We start from the raw sequence: 22,698 nt of genomic DNA on the forward strand, positions 1-22,698 counted from the left end.
GGTGGCGCGTCTTCGTCGTCCCGCGCGGTCGGGTCGTTGGCCGGGACGGGAAATGGGTACCCACGGGCCATGCGGACCAGCGTGGTGGATGTCGGGTCGAAGACCGTCAGGCTCGTCGTGTCGGACACGGAGGGCGGCGCGCCGCTGCCCGTGCACACCGCCAAGTGGCGGCTGCGGCTGTCCGAGCAGGTCAAGCCCGGCGGGCCGGTGCCGGACCGTGCCGTGGAGGACCTGGTGGACGCCGTGGCGGCGGCGGACCGGGCCGCGGCGCGGTGGGGCGCGGCCGGTCCCCTGGCCTTCGCCACGGCGGTGGTGCGCGGCGCCCCCAACCGGCAGGAGGTGCTGCGCACGGTGCGGGAGCGGACCGGCGTCGAGCTGTGCACCCTGCCCGGCGAGGTCGAGGCGGAGCTCACCTTCCTCGCGGCGCGCCGCTGGATGGGCTGGCGCTGCGGGCCGCTCGCCCTGCTGGACATCGGCGGCGGCTCGCTGGAGGTCGCCTTCGGGCGCGGCCGGCTGCCCGACTTCGCCGCCTCGCTGCCGCTGGGGGCGGCCCGGCTGACCCACGAGTACTTCGAGGACGAGGACCCGCCCTCGCCCGACCGGGTACGGACCCTGCGCCGCAGGGTGCGGCACCAGCTGCGTGACGCGGCGGCCCGGATCCGCTGGGAGGGCCCGCGTACGGCGGTCGCCACCTCCCGCACCTTCCAGCAGCTCGGGCGGCTGTGCGGGGCCGCGCCCGGCCGGCACGGCCCGTTCGTGGAGCGGGAGCTGTCGGCGTCCGACCTGCGCGTGGCGATCGACCGGCTGGCCGCGCTGTCCGCGGCCGACCGCGCCCGGCTGCCCGGCATCTCCGCGCCCCGCTCGCTGCAGAGCCTGGCGGGCGCGGTCGTGGCGCACACCGCGATGAAGCTGACCGGCCTGGCGACGGTGACGATCTGCCCCTGGGCGTTGCGCGAAGGGGTGCTGCTGCGCCACGTCGAGGACGGTCCGTCCTGGTGGGCGGAGATCACCCGGAGCAACGAGAAGGAGGCGGCGGGCGCCGACCTGGTGCCCCTGCGCATCGCCGCCCCGCGGCACTGACCGCGGCCCGAGGGGCGGCACACCGACCGGTACGACCGGTAAGACCAGCACGACGTGAGGAGAACCCGTGTCCGAGCACGACGACACCCCCAAGGACGAGTCGGCCGTCGACGAGGTGCTGCGCGAGGTGGAGGAGGCCGAGCGCCGGACCCGGGACACCGAGGAGGACCGCCGGCACCGCGGTGAGGCGGGCGATGCCGTCACGCCCAACACCGAGGCGCAGGAGCAGGCCGAGGGAGAGTAGCCGTGTCGGGGCTGCCGCCGGGGTCCGGCGGCAGCCCGTGCGGCCGGCCCTACTGCGGCGGGGCTCCGAGCGGCCGGGCCGCGAGAGCGCGGGCGACGCCCAGCAGGTTCGCCGCCATGGCGCGGCCCGTGCTGCGCGACCAGTCCTGGCCGCTGCCGCCCTCCAGGAAGGACGGCCCCGGGCCCGGGCCCTGATTCCAGTAGGTCCAGGCCTGGCCGGGGATGGTGTAGCCGATGTCCTGGAGCCCGCCGGTGATCTCGCTGATCACATGGTGGGCGCCGTCCTCGTTGCCGGTGACGACGACGCCGGCGACCCGGTTGTAGGCGACCGGGCGGCCCTCGTCGTCGGTCTCGGACAGCATCGCATCCATCCGCTCCAGGACCCGCTTGGCCACCGACGACGGCTGGCCCAGCCAGGTCGGCGAGGCGATGACGAGGATCTCGGCCGCGAGGAGCTTCTCGTGCACCTGGGGCCAGTCGTCGCCCTCGTGCACGGCCTCGCTGACCACGCCGGGGGCGATCTCCAGGTCCACGGCGCGGACGACGTCGACCTCGACGCCCTCCCGCTCCAGCTGCTCGGTGACGGTCCGGAACAGCGCCTCGGTGTTGGAGGTCTCCGGTGACTTCTTGAGCGTGCAGTTGATCACCAATGCCTTCATGACGTCATGGGGTACCCCGCACACGCGCCCCCGCCACGCCGCCGGGCGTTTCCGTCCGCCGTCCGGGTACTCGGGGCCCATGGACGACCCCCGAGACGAACCTCTGCTGCCCGGACCACGCGGGCCGCTCAGCCGTGCCGTGACCACCTATCTGCGGGGCGCCGGCCCGCTGCCCTCCGAGGAGGACGTGGCGGCGGCCGCCGTGTACGGCGAGGACCTCCAGCTCGCCCTCTACCTCTGCTACGAGATGCACTACCGCGGTTTCGCGGACGTGGCGCCGGCCCTGGAGTGGGACCCGGACCTGCTGCGCACCCGGGCGGCCATGGAGCGGCGCTTCCTCGCCGCCCTGCGCGCGGACGCCCCGCGCCACGCGAGCGTCGACGACGCGCTCGCCGGGATCCTCGTGGAGCCGGTGGACGGCACGGGCGTCAGCCACTTCCTGCGGGACAAGGGCGAGCTGTGGCAGCTGCGCGAGTACGCGGCCCTGCGCTCCCTGTACCACCTCAAGGAGGCCGACCCGCACGCCTGGGTGCTGCCGAGGCTGCGCGGCCGGGCCAAGGCGGCGATGGCCGCCGTGGAGTTCGACGAGTACGGCGGCGGGCGGGGCGACCGGGTGCACGCCCGGCTGTTCGCCGACCTGATGACCGACCTCGGACTGGACACGACGTACGGCCGCTATCTGGACGCCGCCTGCGCGGAGTTGCTGGTCACGGTGAACCTGATGTCGCTGTTCGGCCTGCACCGCACGCTCCGGGGCGCCCTGGTGGGCCACTTCGCGACGGTCGAGATCACGTCCTCGCCCGGGTCGCGGCGGCTCGCGGAGGCCATGCGCCGCACGGGCGCCGGTCCCGCCGCCGAGCACTTCTACGACGAGCACGTGGAGGCGGACGCCGTGCACGAGCAGGTGGTCCGCAAGGACGTCATCGGCGGTCTGCTGGAGGACGAGCCGCTGCTCGCCCCGGACATCGCCTTCGGAGTGGCCGCCACGGTGTTCACCGAGGACCTGCTCGGCGACCGGCTGCTCGCCCACTGGCGGGACGGCCGCTCGGCCCTGCGTGTCCCGCTGTCACAGGAAGTGACCCATGTCTCTTGACCAACGGGGTACTCGGCCGCCTGTGAAAAGTCTGGCACTCCCGGGCGTGTACGCCCCTCAAGAGGACACCGAGCTGCTCGCCGCCGCCCTGGCCGACGAGCCCGTCCCGCCGGGCGCCGACGTCCTCGACGTCGGTACCGGCTCCGGAGCCCTGGCGCTGGCCGCCGCACGGCGCGGCGCCCGTGTGACCGCCGTCGACGTGTCACGGCGGGCCGTGTGCACGGCCCGGCTGAACGCGCGGCGGGCCGGTCTCTCCGTCCAGGTCGTACGCGGAAACCTGTTCGATCCGGTGCGGGGCCGGACGTTCGACCTGGTGCTCACCAATCCCCCCTACGTTCCCGCGCCCGCCGGTCACCGGCCCCCGCGCGGCGCCGCCCGCGCCTGGGACGCCGGCGGTGACGGCAGGCTGGTGCTGGACCGGGTCTGCCACGAGGCCCCCGGGCTGCTGCGGCCGGGCGGTGTGCTGCTCCTCGTGCAGTCGGCGCTCAGCGATCCGGAGCTGACCGTGGACTGTCTGCGCTCCGCCGGGCTGAAGTCCGCGGTCACGCAGCGGCGGCGGATCGCCTTCGGTCCGGTGCTGCGGACCCGGGAGAAGTGGCTGCGGGAGCGGGGGCTGCTGTCCCCCGCCGACAACGAGGAAGAGCTGGTGGTGATCCGTGCCGAACTCCCCGTCTGACCCCGCGCACTCCCCGTCCGGGTCCGCGCACTCCCCCTCGGGGTCCGCGCACTCCCCGTCCGGGCCTGCGGGTGACCCGCGCCGCGTCACCATGCGGCGCAAGGGGCCGATGCTGGTGGACGGGCCGGTGGAGGTGGAGCTGGAGGACGGCTCGGTCGTGTCCTCCGACCGCTTCCGCGTGGCCCTGTGCACCTGCCGGCGCAGCCGGCGCTACCCGTGGTGCGACACCAGCCACCGCGACCGCGCCTGAATCCTTCCCGATACGGCCCGGAGGCCGGCGGGCGGCCCCACTCCGCCCGCCGGCCTCCTTGTGGGATCGCACTGTCCGCGCGGTGCCCGGTACTCCCCAGTCCGCGGGCCGCCACACGGTCACGGGAACGTGCGATCCCGGTCTCAGAAGGCGAAGACGCTCGACCCGTGCGCGTGCATCTCGCACGTGTTGGAGAACGAGCGCTCGTAGGAGACGCGCTTGCCCTGCCAGACGCCGTCGACGGTGACCAGCACCGGGTCGTACACCATCGGGCACATGACGTCGCCGCTTCTCGTCAGCGCGTTCAGGTCGCCGCCGACGCCGGTCAGGTCCGCGCAGGCGGAGGCGGCGGCCGGGTGGGTGCCCGAGGGTCCCGGCGCACAGGTCAGGGTGACCGCGCGTTCCGGCGTGACGGCCGTCGCGCTGACTCCCTTGCCGACCGTGAGCACGAGGGCCGAGGGGGCGTAGAGCGCGGACGGGGCATGACCCGGGGCGGCGAGCGCGGCCCCGGACAGGGGGGCGCCGACGGCGGTGGCCGTGAGACCGAGGGTGATGGCCCAGCGCGCGGTGTTCCGCATTGTGTGCATCCTTCCGCTTCGTTTTCTTCCGGTCGCCGGCCCGTGCTCGGTTGGTGCCGAACCGGCGTGCCGGAGTCTGCCGAGTCCCCGGCGGAAACTCACGTCGACCCCATGCATTTCAGTAACATTGCGTATTGAATCAGTGGCGCGAAGTGACCAAATGGACGCGCGTCGACCCGGTAACCGGGCGGTTGTCACGCGCACCGCACAGCCAGGTGGCCGAATTCCCCTCGCTCGTTAATCGGCCTGAAACATTCCGATTCCGTCGTACGCAGGCCGAACAGAAACCCCTTGCGGTCATGAAAGGGTCATTCGCCGGTCATCCGAGCAACCCCGCGAGACCTCCCGGGCACAGCGGACGCCCGCCTGCGCGCGCTGGACGCCACCGGCACATACCGGCCAGTATGCGTCGGGACCATGTGGGTCGGGACCATGTGGCACGAGGAGACAGGGCGGGACGGATGGCGAAGCACTGGGCCGACTTCCAGTACGAGATCTACCTGAACGGCATGACGGGTGCCGTGCCACGCTTGCCGACCGACCTGACCCGGCTGGAGGAACTCACCGAGCGGCGCCTCGGTCCCGGTCCGGTCGGCTACGTCGCCGGCAGCGCGGGCGACGGCAGCACCGCCCGCGCCAACCGCGCCGCCCTGGACCGACGCCGGATCGTGCCGCGCATGCTGCGCGACGTCCACGAGCGGGACCTGTCGGTGGAGGTGCTGGGCCGCTCCCTGCCCGCGCCGCTCGCCCTGGCCCCGGTCGGCGTGCTGTCGATCATGCACCCGGAGGCCGAGCCGGCCGCCGCCCGGGCGGCGGCGGCCCAGGGGGTGCCGTTCGTGCTGTCCTCGGCGTCCAGCACGCCGATGGAGCAGGTCGCCGAGGCGATGGGGGACGCCGAGCGCTGGTTCCAGCTGTACTGGCCGAAGGACGTGGAGGTGGCGCGCAGCTTCCTCGGCCGGGCCAAGGCGGCGGGGTACACGGCGCTGGTCGTCACCCTGGACACCCCGCTGCTGTCCTGGCGCCCACGCGACCTGGACCAGGCGTACCTGCCGTTCCTGCGGGGCGTGGGCACCGCGAACTACTTCTCCGACCCCGCGTTCCGGGCGGGGCTCGCGAAGCCGGTGCACGAGGACCCGAACGCGGCGGTGATGCACTTCGTGGGTATGTTCTCCGACCCCGCGAAGACCTGGCCGGACCTGGCGTTCCTGCGCGAGAACTGGGACGGTCCGATCGTCCTGAAGGGTGTGCTGCACCCCGACGACGCCCGGCTCGCCGCCGACGCGGGGATGGACGGGGTGGTGGTGTCCAACCACGGCGGACGCCAGGTGGCGGGCGCGATCGGGGCGGCGGACGCGCTGCCCGGCGTGGTGCGGGCCGTCGGGGACCGGCTGACCGTGCTGTTCGACAGCGGGGTGCGCACCGGCGACGACGTGTTCAAGGCGCTCGCGCTGGGCGCGCGGGCGGTGCTGGTGGGCCGCCCGTACGTGTACGGGCTGGGCCTCGACGGGCAGGCGGGCGTGGAGCACGTGATCCGCTGCCTGCTCGCCGAACTCGATCTCACCCTCGCCCTGTCGGGGCACTCCGGCCCGGGGACCGTCGGGCCCGACGACCTGACCGAGGCCGTGGTCTGACACCCTCCGGGGCGGCCCTCGGGGCCGCCCCGGAGGAGAAGCCACCCCGGGGAGCGCCGTCAGCTCGCCGGCTCGGCCAGGTCCGCGTACCGGGCGGAGGGGGTCGTCGGACCGGTGATGGAGAGGGACTCCGTGGCCGAGCGCACCGGCTCGGCGGCCCAGCGCTGCTCCACGGTCCGGTCGCGCACCTTGACGACGATGTCGGCGTTCGCGTCAGGGGTCGCCGGGGCGAGCGCCAGCTGGACGTCCCAGCGGGGCACGAGTTCGCCCTGCACCGTGAGGTCGTAGCGCACGTCGTCGGCGGTCCGGTCGCCGGTGTCCGCGCACGTCCCGAGGACCACGACACCGGCGTCCTTGTGGGAGTCGAGGCACAGCCCCGGGTCGGCGACGCTGCGCAGCAGGCCGTCCTCCTCGTACGTCCACTGCTGGCTCCACGCGGAGGAGCACTTCGCCAGCCGGGTGCCCGTTCCGTCCTGAGGCTCGTCCCGGGCGTCCAGGCACAGGCCCGAGGCGATGTTGCGCAGCCGGGTGCGGCCGGGCGCCGAGGGCAGGCCGGCCGCGCCGGGCGGGGAGGCGGACGGCACGGCGGCGCGGCCGCCCGCGCCGGTGGCGCCCGTCGGATCGGCGGTGCCGCCGTCCGGGGTGGACGACCCGGCGATGAGCACGCTGACCAGCACCCCGGCGGACACCGCGCCGAGTCCGGTGAGCAGGGTGCGGGTGGAACGCACCGGGTCGGGCAGCGCGATGCGGCCGAGCCGCTCGGGCACCGGGAACCGGGACAGCAGCCGGTGCCCGCTGTACCCGCCGTCGCCGCCCCCGCCCTTGCGCCGGCGGCGGCCGGCACGTCCGGCGCGCGGGCCCGCCGTGGCGCGTCCGGGACGCGAGTCGAGGTAGCGCCGGGCCCCCCACCCGAGCACCGCCTCCGCGATCAGCGTGCCCAACGCGCTCTCGAAGTGGCCCAGTTGCTCGGCCGCGTTGCGGCAGTAGCGGCACTCGCCCAGGTGCTGGCGGACCTCGGGCAGCAGGGCCCCGCCCCGGCGGATGGGGACGTCGAGCAGCCGGTTGTAGAAGCGGCACTCCTGGGTGGGCGCCAGTTCCTGATGGGCACGGACCAAACCCTGACGGAATTTGTCTCGCGCCTGATCGAGTGCACCCGACGCGATGTCGGAATCCGTGCCCAGCAGACCCGCCGGTACGGAAATCGGCTCGGCCTCGACCTCGACGTGCCAGAGCAAACAGCGCGCGAGTGCGGGCAGGGAACGGAATGCCCGCTGGGCGAGTGTGCGGTTTTCCGGCGTCATGGTCGTCGCCGCGCGCATGCCGCGTCCGCCCGCCGGTTTCAGCAGGCCCGGCAGAACGTCGGCTATTCGGTCGTCGGCGGCCCACTCGCGGACCGTGTCGCGCACCCCCACCAGCAGGACCGGACGGAGTGCGACGGCGGACTCACCGACGGCGACCCGGTCGAGCACCCGGTGCAGGGCGGCCCCGGTCACCATGGAGGCGGTCTGCCCGCCGGAGGCGAGGCACACGGTCGCGTAGTCGTGCATGGCGTGCCAGTGCCGCGCCGTCAGCAGGGCGACGGAATGGGCGGCCTCGCCCTCCGGACGGCCGCGCAGTCGCGCGGCGAGTGCCTCGTCGGATTCCCCCGGATCACCGCCCGGCGGGGGATAGGGAGGTCGAGGGGGGTGGGGGGTGTGCACTGAGATTGGTTCCTTCCCACAGCGCATGTGGCATTCGAGCGTTTCCGGCACCGAAAAGGGACGCCCGAGTGGTGCATACCTCTTTGGTGTGGCGCGGGGGGCGGGAATTAACCGACGGCGCATCCGACCCGGTTCATCAACTCGCGTGCGTCCCCGGCCTTTACCCCCACACGGGTGGCTCACTCTCGCACAACCCGTACGCGGCCAACAAGGCGGTCGGACAACATGCCCGCGTTGACAGAAAGTCAAAAAGACAAGGCCGTCCGCGGCGATCCGTCCGGCATTCGCGTCGCCTTTTCCCGGGGTTCCCACCGGGTGCTGCGAAAAGGGCGTGACCGGAAGCCGGTGAACACCACTCCCCCGGCATGCGCGCGCCGCCGTTTCCCCACCGCGCGGCCCGTGTGAACGGCTCGCGCCGAGCCCCGGTGACGGGAGCGTCAGATCTGCCAGGAACGCAGCCGGTCCGCGGCGCCGTAGACGTCGGTCGCGCCGGAGATCAGGTCACGGGCGAGGTCCACCAGGGCGCCGTAGGGCGGGTCGATGCCGGCCCCGCTGACGTACATGTAGGCCACGGCCGTGGCACAGGCGAACCGGGCGTTGGCGGAGGGCAGCGGGCGCAGCACGGCCAGGGTGTGCAGCAGGGCGGCGGCTCGCCACGCGGCGTCGGAGTTCACGCCGAGGCGGGGCGGGTCGACGCGGTGCCGGGCGACGGCCGCCACCAGCGCGGAGAAGTCGTTGACCGTGGGCTGGTCCGGGAGGACTTCCTCATGCCGCTGGAGCAGCCAGGGCACGTCGATGTGCAGCACGGGTGCCATCGGTCAGGCGGCCCGCCCGGCGCCCGTGGCGGGCGGCTCGTCGTCGGGGAAGGCGGCGGCGAACTCGTCGGCGTGCGTGGCGAAGAACCGGCGGAAGGCCTCGGCGCCCTCCTGGAGGGCGCGGTGGCGGGCGATGTCCGCCGCTGCCGCCTCCCGCACGAGCGCCTTCATGGACGTACCGCGTTCCTTGGCGATCTGCCGCAGGTCCTCGAGCTCGCGGTCGCTGAACTCCACGTTGAGAGCTGGCATGGACTTACGGTACCGCTCGGGTACTGATCAGTAAATACCCGCAGGTCAGAGCATACGTGGTGGGGTACCGCCGGACACCCGGGCGGGCCGGTGACCGCATCGGTCACCGGCCCGCGCGAGGAGCGGGGGTTCAGCCCTGGTCGGCCACGAAGGAGGCCATGCGGGTCAGGGCGGCGTTCCAGTTGATGGTGTGCTCGTTGGTGGACCAGGACTGGATGTCGTCGATGAAGCAGAACTGTCCGACGCAGCCCTGCAGTTTCGACTGGGCGAACGGGTCCTGGATGCTGCTGTTGGGTCCGCCGGACAGCGTGCCGGCGGGCGGGTTGGGCAGGTTCGGGTCGAGCTGGCGGGCGTACCACCGGCTGTGCTGGTTCTTGGCGTGGACCTCGCCGTAGCCGGTGACGTAGGACATGTTCAGGGCGTTGCGGCCGAGGATGTAGTCCATGCTCTGCAGCGCGCCGTCCCGGTACTTGGCCGCGCCGGTGAGGTCGTAGGCGGTGGCGAGGACGACGGCGTTGTTGAGGATCTGGTGGCTGGAGCCCCAGTCGTAGAGGTTGCCCTGCGGCGCGTACGGCATCCCGTACGGGTGTGCCTTCAGGGTGGCCAGGTAGGCGTCGGCGCCCTCGATCACGGAGCGGCGGACCTTGTCGAGCCCGGGCAGCTTGTTCGGCACCGTGGCGAGGTCGAGCCGGCCGGCCGCGGCGGTGCGCGCCCAGTCGAAGCCGATCGGGCCGAAGATGTCCGCGGTGTGCACCGGCGACTTCAGCAGGTGGTCCTTGAACGCGCGCTCACCGGTGGTGAGGTAGAGCTCCGCGGCAGCCCAGTAGAACTCGTCGGACACGGTGTCGTCGGGGTAGGCGCCGCCGCCGATGCCGTCGTCGGGGTCGGCGAGCAGGTCCGGGTGGGCCAGTGCGGCCGCCCAGGCCGTGCGCGCCGCGGCCAGGGTGCGGTCCGCGAACCTCTTGTCGTAGGGGCGGTAGAGCCGGGCCGCCTGCGCCGCGGTGGCGGCGAGGTTCAGGGTGGCGGCGGTCGTCGGCGGGTGCAGCTCGCGCTTCTGCGGGTCGTCGCCGGGCAGCAGGGGCAGCCCGGTCCACTGCTCGTCGTGGATCTTGTGGTGGGCCATGCCGGCCAGCGGCTCACCGGCGGGCACCTGCATCTTCAGCAGGAACTCCAGCTCCCAGCGGGCCTCGTCGAGGATGTCGGGGACCTTGTTGCCGCTCTCCGGGATGTTCAGGGTGCGGTCGCCCAGCGTGTGCGCCTTGCCGGTGCGGGCGTGCCGGGCGCGCTCGTAGGTGCTGAGCACCTCCCAGGTGCTGATGCCGCCGTTGACGACGTACTTGCCGTGGTCGCCGGCGTCGTACCAGCCGCCGGTGACGTCGAGGGTGTAGTCGCACTCCCCGGGCCGGCAGGGCACCGCGCCGTCGCCCTGGTTCGGGGCGATCCCCACGTGACCGGCCGGGCGGCCGTAGCCGGGGCGCAAATCCTCGCGGATCGCGACGCCGCTGCGCTGGGTGTAGTAGTACTTCGCCGAGTCCAGCCGCAGCCGCTCGTAGGCCTTCGCGTCGAGGTCGAAGGGGTGGCTGCTCTCGCCGTCGGCGGTCAGGGTGAAGCCGGTGCCGTGGCCCCGGTAGGAGCCGAAGTCGACGGAGTGCACGTTCTGCCCGGAGGAGCCGTCGACGCCGCGCGGCACGGTCCAGCCGGTGCGGACCACCCGGCCGCGGCCGTCCTTGAGCTGCCAGGGCAGCTTCTGCGTGGCGTCGGTGACGAGCGTGGCGTTCTTCGGCCCGGCGGGCAGGTAACCGACCTGGTTGACCCGGACGCGCGGCCCGGTGTCCGGCTCGTACGGCTCGGGGGCGACGCCGCCCAGCAGGGACACGTCGTCCACGCAGAACCGCCAGGGGTCGGGGCTGCCGCCGAGCTGGAAGCCGACCTGGGCCTGCTCCGTGCTCACCGGTGCGGTGAAGGTGTACGCGTAGGTGTCGCCGGACACGCTGAGCTGCGGTGACACCTCGTGGTAGGTGTCGTACGGGTCCACCTGGAGGCCGACGATCGCCCGGACCACATGGCCCGCGGGCGAGCCGGTCGCGGTGAAGGAGAACCGGTACGTCTCCCCCTCCACCAGGGTGATGTCGTTGTGGCCCACGATCGCGTCCCAGCGGTTGGCGGTGCCGCCGGGCACGTCGGCGCACAGGCGGCCGTCGGAGGCGCCCGCGGTGACGCCCTCGGACGCCCACCAGGGGTCGGTGCCGTTGTCGAACGTGCCGTTGCGGACCTGCTCGACCTCGTCGGCCCCGGCCGGGGCGGCGGGCAGCGCGGTGAGCGCGGTCGCCAGCAGACCGGTGAGGGTCAGCAGAGCGGTTCTGCGTCTGTTCACGTCTGGGCTCCTCTGCGGAGGTGCGGGGGACGAGAGCGTCATGGGAGCGCTCCCAACTCCGTGCGCCGACCATGGTTGTGGCAGATGTGACGCGCCGTCAACGGTCGTGACACGAACAACCGTGCTCACTTGGCGCGGAGGCGGGGGCCCCGGTTCCCGTTCATGTCGCGCCCCGACGCACTAGGCTGGGTCCCTGGCGATGCACCGGTTCGCGGTGAGTGTGCGCAATGGAGTGGCGACGATGAGGCCGGACGACCCGTTCGACGATGCCGTGACGGCCAGGGCCGTCATCGCCGCCGACGGCACGCTCGCGCGGTGGAGTGAGGGCGCGCGCCTGCTGCTGGGACACCGGGCCGAGGAGGTCGTCGGCCGTCCCGCCGCCGACCTGCTGGCCGACGGTCCGGAACCGCTCCCGCTGCCCGCCGACCGCTGGAGCGGCACGCTGGTGCTGCGGCACCGCGACGGCGGCACGGTGAGCGTGTGGGTGCTCGCCCACCACCGGCAGCAGGCCGGCGACGGCCCCGGCGAGTGGCTCGCGGTGACCCCGCTGGAGGCCACCGATCACGAGCTGCCCGACGATCCACTGGTCAGGAAGGCCGTCTTCCAGTCGCCGTGCGCCACGATGGTGTTCGACCAGGCGCTGCGGCTGCGCGGGGTCAACGACGCGATGGCCCACCTTCTCGGGCTGCCCGCCGACCACCTGCGGGGACTGCGGCCCACCGACATCGGGGGCCGCCCGCAGCACAGCGAGCTGGAGCGGCAGCTGCGCCAGGTGCTGCGCACCGGCCGGCCGCACGACATGCAGACGTACATGAAGGCCACCAGCGAGAACTACGCGCACGCCTGGCTGGCCCGGATGGCCCCGCTGACCGACCGGTCCGGCCGGGTGCGGGGCGTGTGCGTCACCGCCCACGACTTCACCGAGCAGTTCCGGGCCCGGGAGCGGCTGCAACTGGTCAACGAGGCCAGCATGCGCATCGGCACCACCCTGGACGTCACCCGGACGGCGCAGGAGCTGGCGGAGGTGTGCGTGCCCGCGCTCGCCGACTTCGTGAGCGTGGAGCTGCTGGAGCCGGACGACGCCGGGGGTGAGCCCGCCGGTCCGCTGTCCCCGCCGGTCTCGCTGCGCCGGGTCGCCCAGCAGTCCCTCACCGCCGGCAGCCCGGAGGCCGTCGCCGACGTGGGAGAGGTGGTCGTCTACCCGGAGGCCTCACCGCAGGCTGACTCGCTGCTCGCGGGACACAGCATCGTCGCCTCCGTACCCTCCGGCGACCTCGACCCCTGGCTGTCGGTGGACGCGATCCGCGCCCGGCGGATCGAGGAGTTCGGCGTGCACTCCATGCTGTCCGTCCCGCTCCAGGCGCGCGGCACCACCCTCGGCGTGGCGGCGTTCACCCGGTTCAGCCAGCCCGAGGCGTTCACCCACGACGACGTGCTGCTGGCCGAGGAGGTCACCGCCCGCGCCGCCGTCTGCATCGACAACGCCCGCCGCTACTCGCGCGAGCGTGAGACCACCCTCGCCCTGCAGCGCAGCCTGCTCCCCCGCACGCTGCCCCGGACGGCGGCGCTGGAAGCGGCCACCCGCTATCTGCCGGCCGCGCGCACGGGGGTCGGCGGCGACTGGTTCGACGTGATCCCGCTGTCCGGGATGCGGGTCGCGATGGTGGTGGGTGACGTCGTCGGCTACGGCATCCAGGCGTCGGCGACGATGGGCCGGCTGCGCACGGCGGTGCGCACGCTCGCCGACATCGACCTGGCCCCCGACGAGCTGCTCACCCACCTCGACGACCTGGTGCTGCACCTGTCGGAGGAGGCGGGCGGCGACTCCGGCCCCGGGGAGGTCGGCGCGACCTGCCTGTACGCGGTGTACGACCCGGTGTCGCGGCGCTGCACCCTGTCCCGGGCGGGGCATCCGGCGCCCGTGCTGATCCCGCCCGGCGGGCCGCCCCGCCACCTGGAACTGCCGTCCGGGCCTCCGCTGGGGCTGGGCGGGCTGCCTTTCGAGTCGGCCGAGTTCGAACTGCCCGACGACAGCGTGCTGGCGTTCTACACCGACGGACTGGTCTCCTCCCGGGAACGCGACCTCGGGCAGGGCGAGGCGCTGCTCCGCGAGGCGCTGTCCGGGGCGGCCGGCCCGCTCGACGAGACGTGCGACCGGGTGCTGAACAGCGTGCTGTCACCGGGCGGCGCGACGGACGACGTGGCGCTGCTGCTGGCCCGTATGCGGGGGCTGCCGTCCTCGCAGGTCGCCACCTGGGACATCCCGGCCGACCCGGCGCTGGTGGCCCCCATCCGCAAGCAGGTCCTCGACCAGCTGGCCGCCTGGTCGCTCACCGACGCGTCGTTCACGGCGGAGCTGGTGGTGAGCGAGCTGGTCACCAACGCCATCCGGTACGGCGCCCCGCCGATCCGGCTGCGGCTGATCCATGACGACGCGACGCTGATCTGCGAGGTGTCCGACACCAGTCACACGGCCCCGCACCTGCGGCGCGCCAAGACCTGGGACGAGGGCGGCCGGGGCCTGCTGCTGGTCGCGCAGCTCACCCAGCGCTGGGGCACCCGGCACACGGCCGAGGGCAAGACGATCTGGGCGGAGCTGACCCTGACCGACACGCTGTGACGGTCCGCCGGCACGCCCCCGGCGCGGGGTGCCGCGCCGGGGGCGTGTGCTCAGTGGCCGGCGACGGGGTGGGGCGTGTAGGGCTGGGCGAGTTCCTCGAGCTCCTTGTCGGTGAGTTCGAGGTCGACGGCGGCCACGGCGTCCTCGATGTGCCCGGGCTTCGCCGCGCCGACGATGGGCGCGGTGACCCCCTCCTGGTGGAGCAGCCAGGCGAGGGCGACCCGGGCGCGCGGCACACCGCGGGCCTCGGCGACGCGGGCGACCGCCTCCACGATCGCGCGGTCGCCCTCCTGGTACAGGGTGCTGCCGAACTGGTCGGTGGCGCTGCGCTCGGTGGCGGCGTTCCACTCCCGGGTGAGCCGGCCGCGGGCGAGCGGGCTCCACGGCAGCACGCCCACGCCCTGGTCGGCGCAGAGCGGCAGCATCTCCCGCTCCTCCTCGCGGTAGAGGAGGTTGTAGTGGTTCTGCATGGACACGAACTTCGTCCAGCCGCGCAGTTCGGCGGTGTACTGCGCCTTGGAGAACTGCCAGGCGTACATCGAACTGGCCCCGATGTAACGGACCTTGCCCGCCTTGACGACGTCGTGCAGCGCCTCCATCGTCTCCTCGACGGGCGTGTGCGGGTCCCAGCGGTGGATCTGGTACAGGTCGACGTGGTCGGTGCCGAGGCGACGCAGGCTGTGGTCCAGCTCCGTCATGATCGCCTTGCGGGAGAGGCCTGCGCCGTTGGGTCCGGGCCGCATCCGGCCGTTCACCTTCGTGGCGAGCACGACGTCGTCACGGCGGGCGAAGTCGCGCAGGGCCCGGCCGACGATCTCCTCGCTGGTGCCGTCGGAGTAGACGTTCGCGGTGTCGAAGAAGGTGATCCCCGCCTCCAGCGCCTGCCGGATCAGCGGCCGGGACGCCTCCTCGTCGAGGGTCCACTCGTGGTTGCCGCGACCGGGATCGCCGTAGGTCATGCATCCCAGGCAGACGCGTGAGACCTCCAGGCCCGTCGAACCGAGCTTCACGTACTGCATCGTTTCTGCTCCTGCCGTCGGGAACGGTTCCTGTCGCAGGAGCGTACGTGTTCGTGCGCACTCGAAGCCGGGTGCGGCTCAGCCTTGCCGCAGCAGGTCCAGGGCGCTCTCCCAGCGGAACTCCCTCCGTGTGCCGTCCGCTTCGGGCCCGCCGGCGTAGGGGTCGCCGAAGCGGACGCCCATGCCGCGCAGCCGGGCGACACTGTCCCGGTAGGCCGGGTGGGCGGCCAGGGCGTCGGCGACGCAGGGCAGGACGGCGATCGGCACCCCGAGCCCGGCGGCCTCGCACAGGGTGCCGACGGCGAGGGTGTCGGCGATGCCGGCCGCCCACTTGTTGACGGTGTTGAAGGTGGCCGGCGCGACCACCACGGCGTCCGGTGCCGGGAAGGGACGCGGGTCGCCCGGCCGGCGCCAGGCGGAGCGGATCGGGCGGCCGGTCCGCGTCTCGACGGCGGCGGCGTCGAAGAAGCCGTTCATCGCCGTCGGGGTGGCGATGACACCGGCCTCCCAGTCCCGCTCCTGCGCGGCGGTGATCAGCTTGCCGACGTCCGCGGCGACACCGGCGGCGCAGACGACGACGTAGAGGAAGGGCTTGTCGGTCACCCGGGCACCCTAGTCAGGTAAAACCGTTTGCCGGTACCGGGCGGCAGGCCCCAGGATCCTGCCCATGTCCACGCACCTGTTCCCGCTGCCCTCGTCCGCCCTCGCCGTCGTCGCGGGCCGACAGCAGCAGGCCGGCGCCCGGGAAGGCACGACTCCCCCGCGCTCGTGACGGCCGCGCTGCTCGCGGGGCTGCTGGCCGGCTACGGCATCGCCGTCCCCGTGGGCGCCGTCGGCACCTACCTCGTCTCCCTCACCGCCCGTACGTCCCTGCGCACCGGGGTGTGCGCGGCGCTCGGCGTCGCCACGGCCGACGGTCTGTACGCGCTGACCGCGGTCCTCGGCGGCTCCGCCCTCGCCTCGGCGCTGCGTCCCGCCCTGGGCCCGCTGCGCTGGGTGTGCGTCCTCGTCCTGGCCGCGCTGGCGGCCTGGGGCGCGGCCACCGCCGTACGGCGGTACCGCGGCCGGCGGCTCGCCACCCGCGCCGGTGCGACGCCCCCGAGCCCCGTGCGGGCGTATCTGGCGCTGCTGGGGATCACCCTGCTCAACCCGACGACGGTGATCTACTTCGCGGCGCTGGTGCTCGGCTCGCAGGCCGGGGCGGCGGGCGGCGCCGCGGAACGCGCCGTGTTCGTGACGGCCGCGTTCGCCGCCTCGGCGAGCTGGCAGGTGCTGCTGGCCGGCGGCGGCGCGCTGCTGGGCCGGGCGCTGACGGGCCACCGCGGCCGGTTGGCGACGGCGCTGGTCGCGAGTGCCGTCATGACGGCACTCGCACTCCGCATGGCGTGGCCCCCGTCCTGACGATCCACACCCGGCCACACGCCCCACCGAACGGCAGACGCCCCGCCGCACAGCACCAGGTCCCGCCCGGCGCACGGCACGCGGCCGGCCGCACGACCCGGCCGGGGGTCAGTGGGTGCGGGCCAGGAGGAGGGTGACGTCGTCCCGAGGGGTGCGGGTCGGCAGCGTTTCGACGACCTCCGTGCACAGGTCGTCCAGGGACGGTGTCGTCCGCCCCCGGGCGAGGGCCCCCCGCACGCGTTCCATCCCCACGTCGATGTCCTGCCGGCGGTCCTCGACGAGCCCGTCGGAGTACAGGGCGATCAGCCCGCCCGCCGGCAGGTCGAGGACCGTCGACTCGTACGGCAGCACCCCGTAGCCGAGCGGCGTGCCCGGAGGCAGCTCGGGGAAGACGACGTGGCCGTCGGGGTGGGCCACGACGGGCGGCGGGTGCCCGGCCAGGGCCACCGCGCACGTCCGGGCGGCCGGGTCGTACACCGCGTAGACGCAGGTGGTGCCGATGGTGCACCGCTCCGTCTCGCTCTCGTCGTTGTCCGCGGACAGGTGGACGGACGTCCGGTCCAGGCGGGCGAGCAGGTCCGCCGGGGAGAAGTCGAGGTCGGCCAGGGTCCGTATCGCCGTGCGCAGCCGGCCCATGGCGGCCGCCGCGGCGATACCGTGCCCGACCACGTCGCCGACGACGAGCGCCGTCCGTCCGCCGGGCAGCCCGAAGACGTCGAACCAGTCGCCGCCCGCGCTGTACTCGGCGTCCGCGGGGAGGTAGCGGGCGGCCACCTCCAGGGCGTCTCCGCCGTCCACCTGGCGCGGCAGGAGACTGCGCTGCAGGGTGAGCGCCGCCGTGCGTTCGCGGGTGTAGCGGCGGGCGTTGTCCAGGCTGAGCGCGGCGCGGGAGACCAGTTCCTCGGCGAGCAGCCGGTCGCCCTCGTCGAAGGGGGCCGGATTGCCCGCCCGTACGAAGACCGCCACGCCCATCAGGAGGCCGCGGGCCCGGACCGGGACGATCAGCAGGGAGTGCATGCCGTACCGGTCGATCTTCTCGGCCCGCGCCGGGTCGCCGTCCAGCCAGCTGCCCGGGGAGGTGTCGAGGTGCGGCTGGAGCAGCGGGCGGCCGGACCGCAGGACCTGCATGAACGGGGAGGCCTCGGGGACGTAGACGGCCTCGCCGGTGGCCCACAGGGACTCGGGGGTGCCGTCGAGGACGGAGGCGACGCCCGCCCGCCGGAAGGTCGGCACGCGCCCGTCGGCCGAGCCGAGCAGTCCCAGCGGCTCCCCGCCGAGCCGTACCGCCTCGGTCAGGTCGACGGTCGCGTAGTCGGCGAGCAGGGGCACGGAGAAGTCGGCCAGTTCCTGTGCCGTGCGCATGACGTCCAGGGTGGTGCCGATCCGGGCTCCGGCTTCGCTGATCACGGCCAGCCGGTCCCCCACGCCCCGCCCGTTCCTGACGTCCAGCACCAGCAGGCACACGCCCAGTGGCCGGCCGTCCGTGCCGTCCAGCCGCAGGAAGGACGCGGTGAGGACGCGGGGCGCCCGTTCCCCGGGGCCGGGCGGGACACGGTACTCGCGGCCGACGGCGCACCGGCCGGTGGCGAGCACCTCCCGCATGACCGCCTCCAGCCCGGCGGCGTCACCGGACAGCGCCTGGCGGGGTGGCCGCCCGAGCCGCCGCTCACGGGGGATGCCGTCGTACCGGGCGACGACGTCGTTGGCCCAGACACAGCGCAGTGCGGTGTCCCATACGGCGAGTCCGAGACCGGAGCAGGTCAGCAAGGCCCGCAGGGCCGGACCGGCCCGCTCGCCCGCCGTCCGGATCGCGTCCGCCACGCCCGGCGGTTCGGCTGCGGGATCCGCTGCTGCCACGATGTCCAGCCTCCCGGATTCGATCACGTCCTGGGCTCGGCGGGCCTCCCGTCCATCAAATCGGCGTGCCGCCGACGGGGCAACTCGCCGGCCGGCCGGCCGGGGCGCGGCAGGGTGCCGGGCGGCGCCGGGCCGCCCATGGCCGGGACACGCCGGTTCGGACGACTTCCGCGTGCGGCGGTGTGGGAGAAATGATCGACTCGGCCGCACAACGCGAGAACGATGGGACGGATGCCATGCCTCTCGAAGGCGAGTACGAGCCCAGCCCGACGGCCTGGGTGCGGGATCAGGTGGACCTGTACGAGCGGTCCGGCGGTACGGAGGGGACGACGCTGCAGGGCAGGCCCGTCGTCGTGCTGACCAGCCGGGGCGCGAAGAGCGGCAAGCTGCGCAAGACCCCGGTGATGCGGGTGGAGCACGAGGGCCGCTACGCGGTGGTGGCCTCGCTGGGCGGCGCGCCCAAGCATCCGGTGTGGTACTTCAACGTGCGGGCCGATCCGCACGTCGAACTCCAGGACGGCACGTCCAAGTGGGACATGACGGCCCGTGAGGTCACCGGCGAGGAGAAGGCCGAGTGGTGGAAGCGCGCGGTGGAGGCGTACCCGCCGTACGAGGACTACCAGAAGAAGACCAGCCGTGAGATTCCGGTCTTCGTTCTGGAGCGGTCCGGGCAGGGCTGACGGATGCGGTGCGACGGGCCGGAAAAATTGTCCGGCCCGGTGCGCATGAAGCCCGGGCCCCCGGGCACACGAGCGTCAGGCCCCGCCGCGTTCCCCCGTCGCGGCGGGGCCCTCCCATGCCTCCACCGCGCCCCGGTCGGTGACGTCCAGGAACACCTGCTCGGCCTCGGGGACCGTCCGGACGATGGACCGCTTGATGCGTACGGCGACCTGTTCGACCCGCTCGCTGTCCAGGCCCGGAACCAGGTCGATCCGCGCGGCCACCAGCGCCGTGTCGAGCCCGGTCTTCATCGTGAACAGCGCCTCGACGCTGTCTATCTCGGGCTGGGCGCACAGCAGTTCACGGATGCGCTCGGTCGCCCGCGGGTCGGCGGCCTCGCCGATCAACTGGTCGCGGGCCTCGCGGCCGAGCCGGTAGGCGACGTACACCAGCAGGACGCCGATGGCGAGCGAGGCGGACGCCTCCCACACCACCTGTCCGGTGCGCATGTGCAGGGCCATGCCGGCGATGGCCAGGGTGACGCCGATCACCGCGGTGCCGTCCTCGGCGACGACCGTGCGCAGCGCCGGGTCACCGAGACCGCCGCCCTGCCGGCGCACCTGGTGGAGGGCGCGCAGCAGCGAGCCGCCCTCGGCGAGCAGGGCCACGCCGAGCACGACGAGTCCGGCGATGTAGCCGCTCAGCTCTTCCTCTCCCCCGTTCCGCAGGGCGTCGATGCCCTGGTAGAAGGAGAAGCAGCCGCCCATCACGAAGATGCCGACGGCCGCGAGCAGCGACCAGAAGAACCGTTCCTTGCCGTAGCCGAAGGGGTGGCGGCGGTCGGCGGGGCGCCGGCTGCGGCGCAGGGCGGCCAGCAGGAAGACCTCGTTGACGCTGTCGGCCACCGAGTGCGCCGCCTCCGACAGCAGCGCCGGGGAGGCGGCGGCCAGGCCGCCGACCGCCTTGGCGGCGGCGATCACCAGGTTGGCCGCGAGCGCCACCAGCACGGTGACCCGTGTCTTGCGATCCGATCGTGTAGTCACGCGGGGCGATTGCCCCGGTCGGCCCAGCTCATACCGTGCCGTCGGGGGAAAACGGGGAACGCGGTCACAGGGACGTACCGACGACAGAGGGAGACCACCATGAGCGGCCGCGACGACGGAGGCGGCGGCAACAGCTCCTACGGGAAGAAGGCGTTCAAGCGGTCCACGGCCCATTTCACGGACCGGATCACCGCGGACGGCCGGGACGGATGGCCGGTGGAGGCCGGACGCTACCGCCTGGTGGTGAGCCGGGCCTGCCCGTGGGCGAGCCGCGCGCTGGTCTCACGGCGGCTGCTGGGGCTGGAGGACGCGGTGTCCCTGGCCGTCACGGACCCGATCCAGGACGACCGCAGCTGGCGCTTCACCCTGGACCCCGACGGCCGTGACCCGGTGCTCGGCATCCGGTACCTGAGCGAGGCCTACGACCGGCGGGAGACGGACCATCCGGGCGGGGTGAGCGTGCCGGCCGTGGTGGACGTGCCCAGCGGGCAGCTGGTCACCAACGACTACCAGCAGATCACCCTGGACTTCGCGACCGAGTGGACGGCCCTGCACCGCGAGGGCGCGCCGGACCTGTATCCCGCGGAGCGGCGCGACGAGATGGACGCGCTGATGGACGACGTCTTCCACGACGTCAACAACGGTGTGTACAAAGCGGGTTTCGCGAACGGGCAGGAGAAGTACGAGACCGCCTGCACGGCGCTGTTCCGGCGTCTGGAGTGGCTGGAGCGGCGGCTGGAACGGCAGCGGTACCTGGTGGGCGACACCATCACCGAGGCGGACATCCGGCTGTTCACCACGCTGGTGCGGTTCGACGCGGTGTACCACGGCCACTTCAAGTGCAACCGCTGGAAGCTGACGGAGAGCCGGGTGCTGTGGGGTTACGTCCGTGACCTGTACCAGACCCCGGGGTTCGGCGACACCGTGGACTTCGACCACATCAAGCGGCACTACTACCAGGTGCACAGCGGTATCAACCCGTCCGGCATCGTCCCGATCGGGCCCGACCTGGCCGGCTGGACGACTCCGCATCACCGGGAGGAGCTGGGCGGCCGGCCGTTCGGGGACGGCACTCCTCCGGGGCCGGTGCCGGCCGGTGAGGAGGTCGCGGCGCGCGGGCGCCCCTGATTCCCGGGCCTTGAGTTCCGGCCCCCCGGCCCGCGGCCTCTGAGCCGTGGCCTCCGTGCCGACCGACTTTTCATCCACGAGACGACGCAGCCGACCGAGGAGAGCGACGTGGCCAAGAAGAACAAGAAGGCGAAGAAGAAGCTGCCCCTGGCGTACAAGCCGATCGGGTTCGCGCTGGGCTGGACCAGCGGCACCGTGGCGGGGATGGCCTTCCAGAAGACCTGGAAGGTGATCAAGAAGGAGGACAACGCGCCGGACGCGCTGGACCGGGACCGCCGCTGGGGCGAGATCCTGCTGGCCGCGGCGATCCAGGGCGCGATCTTCGCGGTGGTGCGCAGTGCGGTGGACCGGGCGGGCGCGAAGGCGATCGAACGGTCCACGGGGACGTGGCCCGTTCCCGACCAGGGCGGCCGGGACTGACCCGAGCGTCACGGGGCTCCGTCCCCGGACCCCGCTCCTCAGAACGCCGGTGGGGCTGATCCTCAGCCCCACCGGCGTTCAGCCCTGCTTGGGTGCCGTAGGCACGCCCCGCCTCACCGTGAAGCTGTGTCCCGCCGGGTCGGAGTACCCGCGCTCCTCGGCCGCGCCGGAGGGGTCCCCGCTCTCCGTCGGGCGGCCGCCCAGGCTCACGATGCGCCGCTCCACCCCGTCCAGGTCGTCCGCCACGAACTCCAGGTGCGCCTGGAGGGAGTTCTCCGGGCGGGGCCAGCTCGGCGCGGTGGCGTTGACGTCCCGGCGCAGGGCCAGGCGGAAGCCGTCGGCGGCCCGGATCTCGACCCGGTTGGCGCTCGCCTCGACGTGGTCCGCCTCCAGCAACTCCCGGTAGAACTCGGCAAGTTTTTCGGGCTCGGCGCAGTCGAGCACCACCACACCCGCGGTCACCAGTGCCATGTCTCCTCCGAAGCGTCCGTGCGGGGCGCTCCGTCCCCGCCTCCAGTGACACCTGTCCGCGCTCGCCGCTTTCAGTCACCGCGCGAAGTGGCGAAGAACTCGGCCACGCGGCGGCAACATATGTCATTCGAACATGCTCGAATGCACTCGTCCTCGGGTAACTTGCCGAAGGGAAACCGGCGTTGGGGCCAGGGACCCGTCCTCGTGGCACGGAGCAGGCTTGGAGGCGATGGCGTCGTGCGGTACGAACCCCCGCCGTTGACCCGGTACCTGCGCGTGCGCCGCGAACGCGGCCACACGGTGCTGGAGTTCCGTGGCGAGATCGACATCGCGGCCGCCTCGGAGATCGTCCCGCACCTGGATCTGGCCACCGCCGATGCGGACACCCGGATGGTCATCGACCTGACCCACATCGAGTTCTTCGACGCCTCCGGCCTGCGTCTGCTCCACCGCGCCCGGAACCGGCTGGCGGACGGGCGGCTGCTCCTGGTCTGCGCCCATCCGCTGACCCTGCGCATGCTGCGGATCACCGGGCTGTCCCGGCTGCTGCCGCCGTCGCCCGACCTGGACACGGCGCTGACGCGGCCCGGATCCCGCTCCGGCCCCGTCTAGGGCCTGTCCGGCGGGTCCCGGGTCGGCTGCCCGGTGTCCGGCCGTGCGCCCCCCGCGTGCTCCCGCTGCCGGGTTGTGTCCTCCAACTGCCCTGTCTGTTCCGTGAGATGGCGGGAATG

At 73.4% G+C, this 22,698-nt stretch carries 23 protein-coding genes; 12 read left to right on the forward strand and 11 right to left on the reverse strand.

The window, feature by feature from the left end; all coding sequences use genetic code 11:
- The first annotated feature begins 69 nt into the window (after positions 1–69).
- Entirely contained in the window at positions 70–1,080 is a 1,011-nt protein-coding gene (locus tag ACIF8S_RS08470; RefSeq protein WP_399998118.1) for a Ppx/GppA family phosphatase, read from the forward strand.
- A 67-nt stretch (positions 1,081–1,147) separates the two neighbouring features.
- Positions 1,148–1,324: a hypothetical protein gene (locus ACIF8S_RS08475; protein ID WP_215210974.1), complete on the forward strand. Its 177-nt coding sequence runs from the start codon at positions 1,148–1,150 to the stop codon at positions 1,322–1,324.
- A gap of 49 nt (positions 1,325–1,373) precedes the next feature.
- Here ACIF8S_RS08475 and ACIF8S_RS08480 read toward each other — a convergent pair whose 3' ends face one another.
- Complete coding sequence (locus ACIF8S_RS08480; protein WP_215210975.1) at positions 1,374–1,982, reverse strand: flavodoxin family protein; 609 nt, start codon at positions 1,980–1,982, stop codon at positions 1,374–1,376.
- A gap of 79 nt (positions 1,983–2,061) precedes the next feature.
- Here ACIF8S_RS08480 and ACIF8S_RS08485 point away from each other — a divergent pair, with 79 nt between their 5' ends.
- The 3 genes from ACIF8S_RS08485 (at position 2,062) to ACIF8S_RS08495 (ending at position 4,001) form a co-directional block, all read left to right on the forward strand.
- On the forward strand, positions 2,062–3,075 hold the full coding sequence (locus ACIF8S_RS08485) for an iron-containing redox enzyme family protein (RefSeq protein WP_399998119.1): 1,014 nt from the start codon (positions 2,062–2,064) through the stop codon (positions 3,073–3,075).
- 46 nt (positions 3,076–3,121) lie between these two features.
- Positions 3,122–3,751 (forward strand): HemK2/MTQ2 family protein methyltransferase, encoded by a 630-nt coding sequence (locus tag ACIF8S_RS08490; protein ID WP_399998120.1) that lies wholly within the window; start codon positions 3,122–3,124, stop codon positions 3,749–3,751.
- 91 nt (positions 3,752–3,842) lie between these two features.
- Entirely contained in the window at positions 3,843–4,001 is a 159-nt protein-coding gene (locus tag ACIF8S_RS08495) for a CDGSH iron-sulfur domain-containing protein (RefSeq protein ID WP_051489933.1), read from the forward strand.
- A 143-nt stretch (positions 4,002–4,144) separates the two neighbouring features.
- Here ACIF8S_RS08495 and ACIF8S_RS08500 read toward each other — a convergent pair whose 3' ends face one another.
- Positions 4,145–4,579: a subtilase-type protease inhibitor gene (locus ACIF8S_RS08500; RefSeq protein WP_399998121.1), complete on the reverse strand. Its 435-nt coding sequence runs from the start codon at positions 4,577–4,579 to the stop codon at positions 4,145–4,147.
- Positions 4,580–5,040: 461 nt separating this feature from the next.
- Between ACIF8S_RS08500 and ACIF8S_RS08505 the strand changes: the two genes are divergently transcribed.
- Entirely contained in the window at positions 5,041–6,210 is a 1,170-nt protein-coding gene (locus ACIF8S_RS08505; protein WP_399998122.1) for a lactate 2-monooxygenase, read from the forward strand.
- 59 nt (positions 6,211–6,269) lie between these two features.
- Here the strand turns inward: ACIF8S_RS08505 and ACIF8S_RS08510 are convergent, their stop codons facing one another.
- The 4 genes from ACIF8S_RS08510 to ACIF8S_RS08525 form a co-directional block, all read right to left on the reverse strand.
- Positions 6,270–7,910, reverse strand: coding sequence for an RICIN domain-containing protein (locus ACIF8S_RS08510; RefSeq protein WP_399998123.1), 1,641 nt, complete (start codon positions 7,908–7,910; stop codon positions 6,270–6,272).
- 437 nt (positions 7,911–8,347) lie between these two features.
- A complete protein-coding gene (locus tag ACIF8S_RS08515) occupies positions 8,348–8,725 on the reverse strand; it encodes a toxin Doc (RefSeq protein ID WP_145824657.1) in 378 nt (125 codons plus the stop codon).
- A 3-nt stretch (positions 8,726–8,728) separates the two neighbouring features.
- Complete coding sequence (locus tag ACIF8S_RS08520; RefSeq protein ID WP_037722460.1) at positions 8,729–8,974, reverse strand: hypothetical protein; 246 nt, start codon at positions 8,972–8,974, stop codon at positions 8,729–8,731.
- 130 nt (positions 8,975–9,104) lie between these two features.
- Entirely contained in the window at positions 9,105–11,348 is a 2,244-nt protein-coding gene (locus tag ACIF8S_RS08525; protein ID WP_399998125.1) for a glycoside hydrolase family 9 protein, read from the reverse strand.
- A gap of 241 nt (positions 11,349–11,589) precedes the next feature.
- Between ACIF8S_RS08525 and ACIF8S_RS08530 the strand changes: the two genes are divergently transcribed.
- Complete coding sequence (locus tag ACIF8S_RS08530) at positions 11,590–13,968, forward strand: SpoIIE family protein phosphatase (RefSeq protein ID WP_399998126.1); 2,379 nt, start codon at positions 11,590–11,592, stop codon at positions 13,966–13,968.
- 50 nt (positions 13,969–14,018) lie between these two features.
- On the opposite strand, the gene ACIF8S_RS08535 is transcribed toward ACIF8S_RS08530, so the two are convergent.
- On the reverse strand, positions 14,019–14,987 hold the full coding sequence (locus ACIF8S_RS08535) for an aldo/keto reductase (RefSeq protein WP_399998127.1): 969 nt from the start codon (positions 14,985–14,987) through the stop codon (positions 14,019–14,021).
- A 78-nt stretch (positions 14,988–15,065) separates the two neighbouring features.
- Positions 15,066–15,590 (reverse strand): flavoprotein, encoded by a 525-nt coding sequence (locus ACIF8S_RS08540; protein ID WP_399998129.1) that lies wholly within the window; start codon positions 15,588–15,590, stop codon positions 15,066–15,068.
- Positions 15,591–15,755: 165 nt separating this feature from the next.
- Here ACIF8S_RS08540 and ACIF8S_RS08545 point away from each other — a divergent pair, with 165 nt between their 5' ends.
- Positions 15,756–16,388 carry a LysE family transporter gene (locus tag ACIF8S_RS08545; protein ID WP_399998130.1) on the forward strand — a complete coding sequence of 211 codons (633 nt, stop codon included), beginning with the start codon at positions 15,756–15,758 and terminating at the stop codon, positions 16,386–16,388.
- Between the two features lie 108 nt (positions 16,389–16,496).
- On the opposite strand, the gene ACIF8S_RS08550 is transcribed toward ACIF8S_RS08545, so the two are convergent.
- Positions 16,497–18,245, reverse strand: coding sequence for a SpoIIE family protein phosphatase (locus ACIF8S_RS08550; RefSeq protein WP_399998131.1), 1,749 nt, complete (start codon positions 18,243–18,245; stop codon positions 16,497–16,499).
- A gap of 236 nt (positions 18,246–18,481) precedes the next feature.
- Here ACIF8S_RS08550 and ACIF8S_RS08555 point away from each other — a divergent pair, with 236 nt between their 5' ends.
- Positions 18,482–18,925, forward strand: a complete 444-nt coding sequence (locus ACIF8S_RS08555) for a nitroreductase family deazaflavin-dependent oxidoreductase (RefSeq protein WP_399998132.1) — start codon at positions 18,482–18,484, stop codon at positions 18,923–18,925.
- Positions 18,926–19,000: 75 nt separating this feature from the next.
- Here the strand turns inward: ACIF8S_RS08555 and ACIF8S_RS08560 are convergent, their stop codons facing one another.
- The gene (locus ACIF8S_RS08560) at positions 19,001–19,912 is read right to left on the reverse strand and encodes a cation diffusion facilitator family transporter (RefSeq protein ID WP_399998483.1); all 912 of its coding nucleotides are present in this window, start codon (positions 19,910–19,912) and stop codon (positions 19,001–19,003) included.
- Between the two features lie 135 nt (positions 19,913–20,047).
- Here ACIF8S_RS08560 and ACIF8S_RS08565 point away from each other — a divergent pair, with 135 nt between their 5' ends.
- Together ACIF8S_RS08565 and ACIF8S_RS08570 are read left to right on the forward strand one after the other, a co-directional pair.
- Entirely contained in the window at positions 20,048–21,076 is a 1,029-nt protein-coding gene (locus ACIF8S_RS08565) for a glutathione S-transferase family protein (RefSeq protein WP_399998134.1), read from the forward strand.
- 108 nt (positions 21,077–21,184) lie between these two features.
- The gene (locus ACIF8S_RS08570; protein ID WP_349794618.1) at positions 21,185–21,496 is read left to right on the forward strand and encodes a DUF4235 domain-containing protein; all 312 of its coding nucleotides are present in this window, start codon (positions 21,185–21,187) and stop codon (positions 21,494–21,496) included.
- Between the two features lie 78 nt (positions 21,497–21,574).
- Here ACIF8S_RS08570 and ACIF8S_RS08575 read toward each other — a convergent pair whose 3' ends face one another.
- The gene (locus ACIF8S_RS08575; RefSeq protein WP_399998136.1) at positions 21,575–21,967 is read right to left on the reverse strand and encodes a VOC family protein; all 393 of its coding nucleotides are present in this window, start codon (positions 21,965–21,967) and stop codon (positions 21,575–21,577) included.
- Positions 21,968–22,204: 237 nt separating this feature from the next.
- Here ACIF8S_RS08575 and ACIF8S_RS08580 point away from each other — a divergent pair, with 237 nt between their 5' ends.
- On the forward strand, positions 22,205–22,579 hold the full coding sequence (locus tag ACIF8S_RS08580) for an STAS domain-containing protein (protein ID WP_399998137.1): 375 nt from the start codon (positions 22,205–22,207) through the stop codon (positions 22,577–22,579).
- Positions 22,580–22,698 lie beyond the last annotated feature (119 nt).

Origin of the sequence: Streptomyces sp. NPDC085937, from assembly GCF_044540535.1 — a bacterium.
Taxonomy (GTDB): Bacteria; Actinomycetota; Actinomycetes; order Streptomycetales; family Streptomycetaceae; genus Streptomyces.

Bases quoted from the DNA above. Each gene is read 5' to 3' on its own strand.
- ACIF8S_RS08470 (WP_399998118.1), top strand. From the start codon at position 70: ATGCGGACCAGCGTGGTGGATGTCGGGTCGAAGACCGTCAGGCTCGTC.
- ACIF8S_RS08480 (WP_215210975.1), bottom strand. From the start codon at position 1,982: ATGAAGGCATTGGTGATCAACTGCACGCTCAAGAAGTCACCGGAGACC.
- ACIF8S_RS08485 (WP_399998119.1), top strand. From the start codon at position 2,062: ATGGACGACCCCCGAGACGAACCTCTGCTGCCCGGACCACGCGGGCCG.
- ACIF8S_RS08495 (WP_051489933.1), top strand. From the start codon at position 3,843: ATGCGGCGCAAGGGGCCGATGCTGGTGGACGGGCCGGTGGAGGTGGAG.
- ACIF8S_RS08500 (WP_399998121.1), bottom strand. From the start codon at position 4,579: ATGCGGAACACCGCGCGCTGGGCCATCACCCTCGGTCTCACGGCCACC.
- ACIF8S_RS08505 (WP_399998122.1), top strand. From the start codon at position 5,041: ATGGCGAAGCACTGGGCCGACTTCCAGTACGAGATCTACCTGAACGGC.
- ACIF8S_RS08515 (WP_145824657.1), bottom strand. From the start codon at position 8,725: ATGGCACCCGTGCTGCACATCGACGTGCCCTGGCTGCTCCAGCGGCAT.
- ACIF8S_RS08520 (WP_037722460.1), bottom strand. From the start codon at position 8,974: ATGCCAGCTCTCAACGTGGAGTTCAGCGACCGCGAGCTCGAGGACCTG.
- ACIF8S_RS08530 (WP_399998126.1), top strand. From the start codon at position 11,590: ATGAGGCCGGACGACCCGTTCGACGATGCCGTGACGGCCAGGGCCGTC.
- ACIF8S_RS08535 (WP_399998127.1), bottom strand. From the start codon at position 14,987: ATGCAGTACGTGAAGCTCGGTTCGACGGGCCTGGAGGTCTCACGCGTC.
- ACIF8S_RS08555 (WP_399998132.1), top strand. From the start codon at position 18,482: ATGCCTCTCGAAGGCGAGTACGAGCCCAGCCCGACGGCCTGGGTGCGG.
- ACIF8S_RS08565 (WP_399998134.1), top strand. From the start codon at position 20,048: ATGAGCGGCCGCGACGACGGAGGCGGCGGCAACAGCTCCTACGGGAAG.
- ACIF8S_RS08575 (WP_399998136.1), bottom strand. From the start codon at position 21,967: ATGGCACTGGTGACCGCGGGTGTGGTGGTGCTCGACTGCGCCGAGCCC.